The sequence below is a fragment of the Psychrobacillus sp. OK032 genome (assembly GCF_900111345.1).
Classification (GTDB): domain Bacteria; phylum Bacillota; class Bacilli; order Bacillales_A; family Planococcaceae; genus Psychrobacillus.
Genome location: NZ_FOGY01000005.1, coordinates 31,721 through 45,283, shown reverse-complemented (window position 1 = coordinate 45,283; position 13,563 = coordinate 31,721). Strand labels below are relative to the sequence as shown.

11 protein-coding genes and 1 riboswitch are annotated in these 13,563 nt (G+C 36.9%); of the genes, 9 read left to right on the top strand and 2 right to left on the bottom strand.

Annotated elements, in window-relative coordinates; genetic code table 11:
• Positions 1 to 7: 7 nt before the first annotated feature.
• A complete protein-coding gene (gene sufB / locus BMZ04_RS10910) occupies positions 8 to 1,405 on the top strand; it encodes a Fe-S cluster assembly protein SufB (protein WP_093269808.1) in 1,398 nt (465 codons plus the stop codon).
• A 546-nt stretch (positions 1,406 to 1,951) separates the two neighbouring features.
• On the opposite strand, the gene BMZ04_RS10905 is transcribed toward sufB, so the two are convergent.
• Positions 1,952 to 4,558: a cation-translocating P-type ATPase gene (locus tag BMZ04_RS10905; RefSeq protein WP_093269802.1), complete on the bottom strand. Its 2,607-nt coding sequence runs from the start codon at positions 4,556 to 4,558 to the stop codon at positions 1,952 to 1,954.
• Positions 4,559 to 4,774: 216 nt separating this feature from the next.
• On the opposite strand from BMZ04_RS10905, the gene BMZ04_RS10900 reads away from it, so the two are divergent.
• From BMZ04_RS10900 to BMZ04_RS10865, 8 genes are all read left to right on the top strand, one after another.
• Positions 4,775 to 5,146: an MntP/YtaF family protein gene (locus BMZ04_RS10900; protein WP_093269797.1), complete on the top strand. Its 372-nt coding sequence runs from the start codon at positions 4,775 to 4,777 to the stop codon at positions 5,144 to 5,146.
• Positions 5,147 to 5,226: 80 nt separating this feature from the next.
• A complete protein-coding gene (locus tag BMZ04_RS10895) occupies positions 5,227 to 6,078 on the top strand; it encodes a DUF72 domain-containing protein (protein ID WP_093269793.1) in 852 nt (283 codons plus the stop codon).
• Positions 6,078 to 6,896 (top strand): sulfite exporter TauE/SafE family protein, encoded by an 819-nt coding sequence (locus BMZ04_RS10890; protein ID WP_093269790.1) that lies wholly within the window; start codon positions 6,078 to 6,080, stop codon positions 6,894 to 6,896. Before BMZ04_RS10895 ends, BMZ04_RS10890 begins: the two co-directional genes overlap by 1 nt.
• 70 nt (positions 6,897 to 6,966) lie before the next feature.
• On the top strand, positions 6,967 to 8,334 hold the full coding sequence (locus tag BMZ04_RS10885; RefSeq protein ID WP_093269787.1) for a bifunctional metallophosphatase/5'-nucleotidase: 1,368 nt from the start codon (positions 6,967 to 6,969) through the stop codon (positions 8,332 to 8,334).
• Between the two features lie 39 nt (positions 8,335 to 8,373).
• Positions 8,374 to 9,150, top strand: a complete 777-nt coding sequence (gene yunB, locus BMZ04_RS10880) for a sporulation protein YunB (RefSeq protein WP_093269784.1) — start codon at positions 8,374 to 8,376, stop codon at positions 9,148 to 9,150.
• A 48-nt stretch (positions 9,151 to 9,198) separates the two neighbouring features.
• A riboswitch (Lysine riboswitch) is annotated at positions 9,199 to 9,382 on the top strand.
• A 93-nt stretch (positions 9,383 to 9,475) separates the two neighbouring features.
• Positions 9,476 to 11,047: a Na+/H+ antiporter NhaC family protein gene (locus BMZ04_RS10875; RefSeq protein WP_093269779.1), complete on the top strand. Its 1,572-nt coding sequence runs from the start codon at positions 9,476 to 9,478 to the stop codon at positions 11,045 to 11,047.
• Between the two features lie 105 nt (positions 11,048 to 11,152).
• Entirely contained in the window at positions 11,153 to 12,088 is a 936-nt protein-coding gene (gene lipA / locus BMZ04_RS10870; RefSeq protein WP_093269775.1) for a lipoyl synthase, read from the top strand.
• Positions 12,089 to 12,102: 14 nt separating this feature from the next.
• Positions 12,103 to 12,444: a YutD family protein gene (locus BMZ04_RS10865; protein WP_093269772.1), complete on the top strand. Its 342-nt coding sequence runs from the start codon at positions 12,103 to 12,105 to the stop codon at positions 12,442 to 12,444.
• An 820-nt stretch (positions 12,445 to 13,264) separates the two neighbouring features.
• Here the strand turns inward: BMZ04_RS10865 and BMZ04_RS10855 are convergent.
• Positions 13,265 to 13,531, bottom strand: a complete 267-nt coding sequence (locus BMZ04_RS10855) for a DUF3055 domain-containing protein (RefSeq protein WP_093269763.1) — start codon at positions 13,529 to 13,531, stop codon at positions 13,265 to 13,267.
• Positions 13,532 to 13,563 lie beyond the last annotated feature (32 nt).

Genomic DNA, 13,563 nt, shown 5'->3' with positions numbered 1-13,563 from the left:
AATTACGATGGCTAAAAAAATGCCTGAGATTGGCGATTATAAATATGGTTTCCACGATAAAGACGTATCCATTTTCCGTTCAAAACGTGGGTTAACGAAAGATATCGTTGAAGAAATTTCACGTATGAAAAATGAACCACAATGGATGTTAGATTATCGTTTAAAAGCATTAGAAATTTTCTATTCTAAACCGATGCCTCAATGGGGTGGAGATTTAGCCCCACTTGACTTCGAAGAAATTACGTATTATGTAAAACCATCTGAAGCTACACAAAAATCATGGGATGAAGTACCTGAAGAAATCAAAGCAACATTTGATAAACTAGGTATCCCTGAAGCAGAACAAAAATACCTTGCTGGTGTTTCTGCACAGTATGAATCAGAAGTTGTTTACCATAACATGAAACAAGAACTAGAAGATATGGGTATTGTATTTAAAGATACTGACTCTGCACTTCGTGAAAATGAAGATATTTTCAAAAAATACTGGGGTACTGTTATTCCTTCAACAGATAACAAATTCTCAGCACTTAACTCAGCTGTATGGTCAGGTGGATCATTTATCTATGTACCACCAGGCATAAAAGTAGATACACCACTACAAGCGTACTTCCGTATTAACTCTGAAAACATGGGTCAATTCGAACGTACACTAATCATTGTAGATGAGGGTGCTTCTGTACATTACGTAGAAGGATGTACTGCACCTGTTTATACTACAAACTCACTTCACTCTGCTGTAGTTGAAATTATTGTTAAAAAAGATGCTTATTGCCGTTATACAACAATTCAAAACTGGGCGAACAACGTTTATAACCTAGTTACAAAACGTACGATTGTTGAAGAAAACGGAACAATGGAATGGATTGATGGGAACATCGGTTCAAAATTAACAATGAAATACCCAGCATGTATCTTAAAAGGTGAAGGTGCACGTGGTATGACACTTTCAATCGCGATTGCTGGTAAAGGTCAACACCAAGATGCTGGTGCGAAAATGATGCACTTAGCACCAAATACGTCATCTACCATTGTTTCGAAATCTATTTCAAAACAAGGTGGTAAAGTAACATACCGTGGTATCGTACACTTTGGACGTAAAGCAACAGGTGCCCGTGCGAACATCGAATGTGATACATTAATCATGGATAACCAGTCTACTTCGGATACAATTCCATACAATGAAATATTGAATGATAATATTTCTCTTGAGCATGAAGCGAAAGTTTCTAAAGTATCAGAAGAACAATTATTCTACTTGATGAGTCGTGGATTAAGTGAAGAAGAAGCAACAGAAATGATCGTAATGGGCTTCATCGAGCCATTCACAAAAGAACTTCCAATGGAATATGCGGTAGAGATGAACCGTCTAATCAAGTTCGAAATGGAAGGTTCAATCGGTTAATCATTGCTAAACAATAGTAAAAGGAGGCGAACTTCATTAGTTCGTCTCCTTTTTTGTATTAAGCGCAGTATAGAGATGATGCGTCGTATGGCAAAGTATCGGACATTTAAAGCTGGAGAAGAATGTAAATTTATAAATGCGCAATATATCACGGTATTCGCAACGTTGAAGTGCATATGCGCAACATTATCCTTCAAACGCGTAACATTATAGGGCATTTGCGCAACGCTTACAAAAACGAGTCGCAGTCATCGTTGTCTCATTCTAAGTAAACCTGCTATTTTAATAATTGGTTGCTTTCACGAGTAATCTGGTTGCTCTCGTGCTGATTTGATTGCTTTCCGACTAGAAATGATTACTTTCATTGATTGGTTTGTTGATCTAAGCATTTTACTGGATTCAGGCAAATGAAAAATTGGATAAAGTTTTGTTTTTAGCGAGTAGAGTAGATACTAATTAAGTAAGCAATTTCCATTGATTTTCGCTGCAGGCGGTCACTAGTCAACTCACAACGATGCTTTATCCCTAAACTGCGCAAACTATATTCTATTTACTTCTCACAAACAACAATTTATACCACTGGTTAACTATAAATGGCATTAAGGATAATGCATAGATATATACCAATTGAACACTATCTAATGTTGCGACATTAAACATATCTGCAAGCGATGGGACAAACAACACTAAATGTAAACACAAAATACCTATTAAAAATGCTAGCCATGTATATTTATTCGAAAATACACCAATTTTGAAAATCGATTCTTTCGATCGGGAGTTGAAGCCATGTATTAGTCTAGACAAACATAATGTTGTAAATGCCATTGTAGTCGCAGTTAGCGTATCTCCAGCCTGTAATCCCATTCGAAAAGCAATAATAGTAGCAATAGCAATTAATAAACCTTCTAGTATTACTTGTGTAGTAAACTTTTTATTTAGTAATGGCTTGCGAATATCCCTAGGTTTGTCCTTCATTATATTTTTATTATGTGGTTCTAAACCTATTGCAATTGCCGGTAAACTATCGGTCAGTAGGTTTATAAATAGTAGATGAACGGGTGCAAAGGGGACTGGTAAACCTAAAATGGTGGCATATAGAACAACGAAAATAGCACCAGCATTCCCTGACAATAAGAACAAGATAGCATTTTTGATATTCGTATAAAGGCTTCTTCCATTCGAAATCGCTTTGACGATCGTTGAAAAATTATCATCTGTTAAGATCATCGAGGATGCATCTTTTGCTACTTCGGTACCGGTTATCCCCATCGCGACACCGATATCAGCTTGTTTTAATGCGGGACCATCATTAACACCATCTCCCGTCATGGCAACGACATTTCCTTTTTCTTGCCAAGCTTTCACGATACGAATTTTATGTTCTGGTGTTACCCGGGCATAGACGGAGATATCTTGCACTTTTTCTTGTAGCTGTTTATCGGTTAATTGTTCAATTTCATGTCCTTCTATTGCTTCGGATTGATCTTTTAAAATACCAATTTGCTTAGCAATGGAAATTGCTGTTATTTTATGATCCCCTGTTATCATGACGGGTTTAATACCTGCATTAATACAGCTTTCAACCGCTGCTTTTGATTCTTTTCTAGGAGGATCCATCATCGCTATTAATCCGGCAAAGATTAAATCTTTTTCGTCATCTGCACCAATTGATCTATTCTGCCTTATTTCCTTGTAAGTAATTGCAAGCACTCTTAAACCATTCATAGAAAATTTATGATTTACATCTTCGATTTTTTTACGATCGATTTCCGTTAGATCTACTATTCCCCTAGAAGTAACAATTTTTAAAGTTTTAGGTAGAAGGACATCTAATGCGCCTTTAGTTATCATAATATTTTGCTTGCCGATATGATTTATTGTACTCATTAGTTTTCTATCTGAATCAAAAGGAATTTCCCCTACTCTTGGATTGTGATCTCTAATGTTTAGTGCATCAAGGTCGTACTGCTTCCCTAATTTTACGAGCGCAATTTCAGTAGGGTCCCCGATTTCTTTATGTCCTGTTAGAAAGGAGTTATTACATAGTAAGGCCATTAAAAGAAGGTTTTTCTCCATCTCATTTTTTGTTTGTATTTGGTCATGTGGGATGACTTTTTGGTCCACGTAGACATGTTGAACAGTCATTTTATTTTCCGTTAATGTTCCAGTTTTATCAGAACAAATAACGGATACACTTCCTAAACTTTCAACTGCATAAAGCTTTCGTATAATGGCATTTTCCTTTGCCATTTTATGTGTTCCAAAAGCTAGCACGATTGTGACAATCGAACTTAATGCTTCTGGAATGGCTGCAACTGCAAGCGCAACGGCAAACATAAACGAATCTACGAGCTCGCGTCCTCGAAAAAGATCGATCGTGAAAATAGCTAAACAAATCATTGTAATCCCTAAAGCTAAATTTCCACCAAAATGATCGAGGCTAACTTGTAGCGGAGTTTTCTTTTCCTTTGCAGTATCTAGTAAATTGGCGATTTTCCCGATTTCAGTTTCCATTCCGATTGCCGTAACGATGCCAGTTCCACGTCCATTCGTAACAAAGCTTCCTGTGAAAACCATATTTTTTTTATCAGCAATAATGACATTATCTTCTTTGATGGTCGCGGCACTTTTCTCTACTGAAAGTGATTCGCCTGTTAGCGAACTTTCATTGATATGCAGATTATAGCTTTCTAATAATCTACCATCCGCATTTATATAGTCGCCAGCCTCCAAATAAAGCAAATCTCCAACTACTACATCTTCAGAAGGAATTTCGACTATTTGATTGTTCCGCAACACTTTTGCAATTGGGGTGGTTAGAGCTTTTAGGTTGTCCAAAGACTGCTCTGCTTTTACATGTTGTACAGTGCCTAAAATTGCGTTTAAAATAACGACAATCATTATCACGATGGTGCTTTCTACTTCCCCTAATAGAAATGAAATGAAAGCGGCAATCATTAATATAATGACTAGTAAATCTTTAAATTGACCGAAGAATACGGCGAATGTGCTTGTCCTTTTTCCTTCCACCAATTTATTATAACCGTATTCTTGTTGTCTTATTTGGACGTCATAATCACTTAATCCTTGATTTGTCACGTCTAACATCTCCATGACTTTACGCGATGATTGTTGATGGTATGCTACCATGTATTTCTCCTTTCTTGTTAAAAATGATTAGACTACTTTACGTAGAAGAATTCCTCCATAAGACTTGAACTCTATCAATACTATTCCTGTTTCTAGTCCAGTATGATAATAATCGATTAAATTCTGAGTGAAACAAATAAGTGCTCTATGTAAGAAGGATTTTTAACGAATTTTAATCTTTTACATATCCTTAATGATTTTTACGAGGAGGATTTTATGCATTGGATAACCATTATACTTATTGGCATAGCAGCTAATTTAGACAACTTGGGGATTATTCTTGCTTATGGAGCTAAACTAACGAAAATCGCGATTGGCTCGAACATTATGATTGCTTTTATATCCATGTTCCTTACTTATGTGGCTGTTTTTACCGGAGGTGCGATTACTGTATATATTTCTCCTAGTCTAGCTAACTTTGCGGGTAGTCTTTTGTTATGTGTTATGTGTTATTGGTTTCTGGTTTTTATGGTCCAGTCGATCATCCAACAAGTATATTTACTGACGAAAACATTTATTGGTAAATATTCAACTGTAATTTCTGGGTACTTATTTATTTTTATAGGGGTATATGAAATGTTCGCTTAATTTATATCATTTTTTCATTTCACTGTAACTGGGCTAAAAGCAATGATATGATACTAATATATGAATAATGAGGTGAAAGAATGATTCAAATTGGGTTAACCGGCTGGGGAGATCATCCAGATTTATATTTTTCATCGGCAAAAGATAAGCTAAAAGATTATAGTGCACATTTTCCAGTTGTTGAAGTAGACACCTCTTTTTATGCTATTCCATCTATTAAAAATAGTTCTAAGTGGATTAAAGAAACGCCTGATAATTTTCAATTTGTAGTAAAGGCATATCAAGAAATAACGGGACATTTACGTGGAGAGTCCCATTATGAATCAATGGATGAGATGTTCCAGCGCTATAGGGAGTCCCTTCAACCTTTTAAAGAAGCTGGAAAACTTTCGATGGTTTTAGTACAATTTCCCCCTTGGTTTATATGTGTCAAAGAAAATGTAGAGTACATACGTAGGGTGAAAGAAGAATTGAATGGATTTGAGCTAGCAATTGAATTTCGTCATCAATCTTGGTATTCTTCTAAATTACAAGAAGGAACGCTTGATTTTTTGAAAAGTCATGAACTTCACCATACTGTGTGTGATGAGCCGCAAGTTGGCGAAGGTTCTGTTCCGTTAATACCTATTGCCACTTCTGAAAAAGTACTCGTTCGATTACATGGTCGAAATACATATGGTTGGATCAACCCAGGCAATAATGAAAACTGGCGAGAAGTACGTTATTTATACGATTATAATAAGGAAGAGCTCGCATATACTCAGAACATAGTAGAGCAATTACAGAAACAAGCAAAAGAGGTAGTTGTGTTATTTAATAATAATTCCGGAGGGCATGCTGCAAAAAATGCGAAGGCTTTTCAAAAAATGCTCGGCATTGAATTTGAAGGACTTGCTCCGAAACAATTAGACTTATTTGAAGGTGGGATATAATGGAGTGGGTATTACTAGTAGTTGCCGGGTTATTTTCTGGTATAGTTGGAGCGTTAGTAGGTTTAGGTGGAGGAGTCATTTTAGTTCCGGCTGTGTTGTTTTTTGGGACGACACTTGCATTAATTCCTAATATTACGCCACAAAGTGTTGTTGGGCTTTCTGTTGTTATGATGATTTTTACAGGTCTTTCTTCCACGCTTTCGTATATGAAAACAAAAACGGTGGATTTTAGAAGTGGTTTTATCTTTTTTATAGGGAGTATTCCTGGGACAATACTTGGAGCATGGGTGAATAAGGGGTTGGATTTACCTTCTTTTAATTTATATTTTGGTATTTTACTTATTGTTTTATCTACCCTTTTACTTGTGCGTGATCGTCTAAAACCAGTTAAGTGGTTTGTGGAAAATGGAAAGCAACGAACGTTTACAGATGAAAAAGAAACCTATGTATATGGGTATCCCATTTGGTTTGCCCTGCTGTTAACATTTGGAGTTGGATTTGCTTCTGGATTATTTGGTATTGGCGGCGGTTCCATTATCGTACCTGCCATGATTTTATTGTTCTTATTTCCTCCGCACGTTGCAGTTGGGACATCAATGTTCATGGTGTTTTTATCGTCGATCGTAAATTCGGCGACCCATATATCACTTGGAAATGTACCTTGGCTTTACACCATTCCAGTTATTCCTGCAGCTTATATTGGTGCAAAAATTGGTGCAAGATTAAATAAAAAATTAAATTCAGATACACTTGTTTTTGCGCTTAGAATTGTACTGTTATTATTAGGATTACGCTCTATTATCGATGGGTTATTTTAGTTTTCTTCGGAGCTAATATGAAATAAGTAAGCCGAGGCGTATTTGATTATATAGAAGAGGTGTATGAAAGATGAGAGAAACAATCCATATTTATCATACAAATGATTTACATAGCCATTTAGAAAATTGGCCGACTATTCACCAGTTTCTCTCGGAGCGTCATAGAAGTCATGGGCCAACCGATTCCTATTTAACACTCGATATCGGAGATCATATTGACCGTTCTAATGTGTTTACAGAAGGTACGCTTGGAAAAGGAAACGTCCAATTACTAAATGATGCGGGATATGATTATGTCACCATTGGTAACAATGAAGGAATAACGCTTAGTCATGATGATTTAAACACATTGTATGAAGCTGCAAACTTCGAGGTAATCGTGTCCAATTTTACAGATTTAAGCGGGAATATTCCTTCTTGGGTACTTCCTTATAAAATTCATGTGACACCGACTGGAATACGAATTGGACTTGTAGCTGCGACCGCTGATTTTGGTTTGTACTATGAGCAATTAGGTTGGCGTATTCAACAGCCAATCGACCGTTTGAAAGAAGTTTGCAAGGAAATAGAAAAAGACGTCGATGTGCTTGTTTGTTTATCTCATTTAGGGATGTCGCAGGATGAGATCATGACAGAGAAGATACCAGAAATCGATCTTATTTTAGGTTCGCATACGCATCATTTCTTTGAGGAAGGCAAAATGATAGGGAACACTTTACAAGCTGCTGCAGGTAAGTATGGTGCTTATGTTGGGCAAGTGACGATAGATTTTGATCATGAGACGAAAAGAATCGTATCAAAGCAAGCCGTGTTATTTGCTATAGATACTTTAGCAAAACCGAAAAATAATGATGTACAACTGAAAAAATGGGATGCGCTTGGTAATGAGGAGCTTTCTGAAGCTGTTCTTCATAATGAGGCTTCTTTATACAAAGAGTGGTTTGGTCCTTCGGAGATGTCACGATTTTTTGGTAAGGCTTTGCTCGCATTTACGAAGGCTGATTGTGCGATGTTTCCTGCTGGCATATTTTTGGCAGACTTACAAAAAGGACCTATTACTGCGAGCGACTTGCATCGATGTTTGCCACATCCGATTAATCCATGTGTCATTACGTTGACAGGTGCAGAGTTATTGGAAATTGTGGAGCAATCTAAAAATGAAAAATGGCCACACTTGGAGGTAAAAGGACTCGGATTTAGGGGCAAATACTTAGGTGCAATTATTTTTGAGCAACTGAAGGAAGATGAGCAAGGGGATATTTTTATAGGTGGAGAACTTTTGTTACTTAAAAAAGTGTATACACTTGCTACACTGGATATGTTTACATTCGGTTATTTTTTTCCATCCTTTAAATTTGCCACGAAAGAATACTTTATGCCGGAGTTAATACGTGATGTGGTTAAGTGGTACGGGAATAAGTTATTAAGTCAAGCATAAAAAACCCTCTAATTACATAGTAGTAATAAGGGGGATTTTTTGCTATTCTATCGTAAAAAAAAGCATTTTACTATTTTTACTGCTCAGCGAAAACTAGCTATACTAATAGCGCTTTTCATCTTATCAGTTGCAGGAGTATTTTTTGTCGTTAATAACCGCTTGACTCCAACATATCTTGATTATGCGGAGGTGCAAACGAATAAAATCGCATCGATGGTTATTAGTAAAGCGATCAATTCAAGAACAGCAAACGTATTAGATGTAAATGATATTATTGAAGAAGTACCTTCTAATAATGGTAGTACAAATATGGTGACAACGAAATTTAATACGGAAATTATTAATCGTGTGTTAGCAGATACAAATAGTCTAGTGCAAGCGCATCTAGAGCAAGCGGAAAAAGGGAACTTATCAAGTTTGCCTTATCTGGATGATATTGAATATGATAAGCAAACGATGGAAGATCAAGGTGGCGTTGTATTTTTCGTGCCGATGGGGCAGGCGACGAATATTCCCCTTATCGGTAACCTAGGACCAAAAATTCCGATCCGATTTCATGTAATTGGGAACGTGCAATCGACCGTTGTCTCGACTATAGAGGAATTTGGAATTAATAATGCGTATGTGGAAGTAAGTATTAATATTAAAGTAAATGTTCAAATAATAGTTCCCCTTGCTAGTAAGATCAGTGTTGTAGAACAAAAAATTCCTGTTGCGATGGGATTAGTGCAAGGGCAAGTGCCACATATATACACAGGTGGAGATGGATCCTCTGCTCCATCCGTAGAGGTACCGATTCCATTACCTGAAAAATAAAAATTCCTGGGAAAACAGAAAGAACTGTTACAATAGAGAAAATGAATATAAATAGGTAGAGGCTGCAAAGCTTAATAGTACTATACAGGAAGATGACGCTTATGATCGTATAGGAAAGGAAGTTTTGCCGAAGCTAGATATGGTTCGTCAAACGATATTTAGTTGGGGTTATTCTAAAAAAGAATAACACTGTCATTTATATGAAAAATATAAATGGTGAGCTACAAGGATAAATTATCATTTTTATGCTTAAATTCAATAGTGGAAGCCGACCTATATACATGTGTAGGTTGGCTTTTTTATATTTTTTGAGGAGGAACAAGTTTTGGAAAATACGATATTTTCTTTATTGCCACCGTTACTTGCTATTATTATGGTGCTAATAACGAAGCGAGTTATTTTATCTCTAGGAGTTGGAATTGTTTCTGCGGCGCTTCTCGTAGAAAATTTTGCTCCAGTGGATTCGTTGTTATTATTATGGGAATCATTTAAAACTTCTTTTTGGGATGAAGGGATAAATGCTTATAATATTTATATTTTGCTCTTCATATTATTTCTTGGTGTCATAACAGCGTTTGTTAGTTTATCAGGCGGTAGTATAGCATTTGCCAAATGGGCAATTAAAAAGATTAAAACTCGTCGAGGATCGAAATTATTAACAGCTTTTCTAGGAATGCTTATATTTGTAGATGATTATTTTAATGCGTTAGCAGTTGGTCAAATTGCAAGACCTATTACTGATTCGCATCGTGTCTCACGCGCAAAGCTTGCATATTTTATAGATTCTACCTCTGCCCCTGTTTGTGTTGTGTCACCAGTTTCTAGTTGGGGAGCATTTCTAATTAGTCAGTTAGGTGTTATTTTTACAACGCATGCAGTAACAGCTTATACACCGCTTGAAGCATTTGTGTTAATGGCACCGATGAATTTTTATGTTATTGCGACGTTGGCGATTGTGTTTTTCATTGCATGGACTGACTTTGACTTATTGGAAATGAAAAAGCATGAGAAAAGAGCTATAGAAACTGGGGAACTTTTCGACACGACAAAACCAAATCCAGGAGATCTGCAAGGAAATTTTCCGGAAAATAATTATGGGAAAGTAGTAGATTTAGTATTACCGATTGTTTCATTAATAGTCGTAACACTATTAGCAATGTTTTGGACAGGCTATAAACTTTCAGGTTATGACTTGAATATATTTGTCATCTTTGAATATACAGATGTTCCATTTTCTTTATTTATCGGTGGTTTGATAGGGACGATTTTAGCTATTGCACTGTATATACGTCAATTTAATAAGAATCCAGAAGCAAGCTTTAGCTACGTGTGGAAAGCAATTGTAACAGGTGTTCGTTCGATGCTTCCCGCTATATTAATTTTAATTTTTGCATGGTCTTTATCCTTCTTGATCAATGCACTAGAAACAGGTGTATTTTTAGCTAATCTTGTAACGGATAATAATATTCCAGTAGGCGTGATTCCCGCACTGCTATTTGTATTAACAGCATTTATGGCATTTGCGACTGGATCGTCATGGGGATCATTCGGAATTTTATTGCCAATTGGGGCAAGCATTATTATGGCGATAGATCCAGAGTTATTATTACCTGTGCTAGCAGCGGTTTTAGCAGGAGCAGTTTTTGGAGATCATTGTTCACCGATATCCGATACAACAATCATGTCTTCAACTGGGGCAGGCGTAAATGTAATCGATCATGTTATGACGCAATTACCATATGCAATAATTAGTGCGGTCATAGCGGCAATTGGTTATTTAGTTCTTGGTTTAACAGATTCGATTTTAATTGGACTTGTTTCGGTTATAGGAATTCTTATTATATTATTTGTTGTGTGGAATACGAAAAGTAAGATGGAGATTGAAGCGAACAAATAAGCCATTTTAGGTCTGAAAGTGTGAGTTCAGAAGGTTGTTTGAATTCTAATAATATGGTACATTGACAACAGTGTAGTCAGTTTATGAAGAATGGAGTAGGTACAAGTGACATCGTGTAAACCACCGAAATCAGAGCATCAACGCAAACCAGATTGGTTAAAAATAAAACTCAATACGAATGAAGACTATAAGGGTCTAAAAAAATTAATGCGCGAAAATAATTTACATACAGTTTGTGAAGAAGCAAGATGTCCGAATATTCATGAATGTTGGGGTTCTCGAAGAACTGCTACTTTTATGATTTTAGGGGCAGTTTGTACTCGTGCTTGTCGTTTCTGCGCGGTTAAAACAGGCCTACCAAATGAATTAGATTTAGCAGAACCGGAACGCGTTGCAGATTCTGTTGTTATAATGAATCTAAAACATGTAGTAGTAACAGCGGTAGCGCGTGACGATTTAAAAGATGGCGGTTCAGAAGTTTTTGCCGAAACCATTCGTGCAATCCGTCGCAAAAATCCATTTACGACAATCGAAGTACTGCCTTCTGATATGGGAGGAATTGAACAAAATATCCGAAACATAATGGATGCAAAACCAGATATTTTGAACCATAATATTGAAACAGTTCGTCGATTAACTCCAAGAGTTCGTGCAAGAGCAAAATACGATCGTTCGCTTGAACTACTGCGTCGTGCTAAAGAAATGCAACCATCTATCCCAACGAAGTCTTCGTTAATGTTAGGTTTAGGGGAAACACATGAAGAGATAATAGAAGTAATGGATGATCTTCGTGCAAACAATGTAGATATTATGACGATTGGTCAATATTTACAACCAACGAAAAAGCATTTACCTGTTCTAAAATATTATTCACCTGCTGAGTTTGGGGAATTACGTAAAATTGCAATGAGTAAAGGTTTCTCTCATTGTGAAGCAGGTCCACTTGTAAGAAGTAGCTATCATGCAGATGAGCAAGTAAATGCTGCAGCGAAACAAAGACAAGCACAAGGTGAGGAACTTCTAGCTACTCAAAATAGCTAATGGATGGTGATTGAATGATAGTTGCAGAAGGTTTTACATATGAAATTATAGAAAATTACCGAGATGCATATAAAGAAGATGCTTTTATGGATCGATATAGTGAGATTCTCTCGAAGTACGACTATATAATGGGTGACTGGGGATATGGCCAGCTTCGTCTAAAAGGATTTTTTGAAGATCGAAATCATAAATCGACATTTGATACGAAAATAAGTACGATGAAAGATTATTTGTATGAGTATTGCAATTTCGGCTGTGCGTATTTTCTGATTAAAAAAACGGGAGTTGCACCGAAAGTAAAAAAGACCGTAATAGATGAAACAATACAAGAAAACCTAGAGCAGGATCATTTATGATCTTACTCTAGGTTTTTTATTAGGTAATAAATTTGTTTCCGAAGCTTACCGCTCGTTTAATAAAATATTGTATGCAAGCGAGACAAAGTTGCGACTGAGTCATCTTATGGCTTCGCGTAATAGACAGAGTGCGTCGTAAGGCGGTATCCGCTTAGATTTCCGCTACAGGGCGGACGCTTTCCGCGGGCGTTGCCTCAGCCTCCTCGGAGCTGCGCTCCTGCGGGGTCTTCGGCTAACGCTATTCCCGCTGGAGTCGCCGCCCTTTCGCTTCAATCCACAATATTTGCTAACTAATTAGGGTCACTACTTTCAATTCAATCTTATGTAGTATTGCTAATAATAAATCCAGTAGATGGCTATGAGCAACAAACCAGTCACTGAAAGGAACTAAATTCAGCACGAGAGCAACCAAATCACTGGTGAAAGCAATTAAATCTTAAAATAATAAGTTTACTTGGATTAAAACGACAATGATTTTCCGATAGATGGTTGGATAATTCGAACTTTATCCTGCAAAAAGCTTCACATATTTTAAGACAGCATTTTCTATTTAGGTTTAATAAATATTGCGTAGTAGACCTAATCAATTTAAATCTCTGATAATTGCAGATACCAAATTAGCAAGAGATTCCCATCGATTGCAGCGCAAGGCGGCGACTCCTGCGGGATCAAGCGGGACAGGTGAGACCCCGCAGGAGCAAAGCAACGAGGAGGCTCACCGCCCGCCCCGCGGAAAGCGTCCGCCTGCAGCGAAAATCATTGCGGTCACTTCATTTAGACTCACTAAGACGCAGTATACCTATATTGCGCAACACTTTTCTTAGTTTAGTAATTCTCTTAAGTAATCTCTTAATTCTTCTGCTTCTACTTCCGTTCTATTATAAACATGCTCTAGATAGCCTGGTTCTTCTAAATCGTCTGGTCCGAGTATTGCTGCTCTACCATATTGAATATCCATTACAAGCACTTTTCCAAAAAAACGAGAGCTTTGTAAGATAGCTAAATCATATCTTTGGGAATCCCCTGTAAAACCTACGAATCTCGTTTTTGTATCTTCCACATCATCATATAAAAAAAATCGCTCCATCTAGTGACACTCCTTCCTTACTACGAATTATG

Coding starts and splice junctions, on each gene's coding strand:
- BMZ04_RS10905 (WP_093269802.1), bottom strand. CDS start 4,558: ATGGTAGCATACCATCAACAATCATCGCGTAAAGTCATGGAGATGTTA.
- BMZ04_RS10895 (WP_093269793.1), top strand. CDS start 5,227: ATGATTCAAATTGGGTTAACCGGCTGGGGAGATCATCCAGATTTATAT.
- BMZ04_RS10900 (WP_093269797.1), top strand. CDS start 4,775: ATGCATTGGATAACCATTATACTTATTGGCATAGCAGCTAATTTAGAC.
- BMZ04_RS10865 (WP_093269772.1), top strand. CDS start 12,103: ATGATAGTTGCAGAAGGTTTTACATATGAAATTATAGAAAATTACCGA.
- BMZ04_RS10885 (WP_093269787.1), top strand. CDS start 6,967: ATGAGAGAAACAATCCATATTTATCATACAAATGATTTACATAGCCAT.
- BMZ04_RS10855 (WP_093269763.1), bottom strand. CDS start 13,531: ATGGAGCGATTTTTTTTATATGATGATGTGGAAGATACAAAAACGAGA.
- sufB (WP_093269808.1), top strand. CDS start 8: ATGGCTAAAAAAATGCCTGAGATTGGCGATTATAAATATGGTTTCCAC.
- BMZ04_RS10890 (WP_093269790.1), top strand. CDS start 6,078: ATGGAGTGGGTATTACTAGTAGTTGCCGGGTTATTTTCTGGTATAGTT.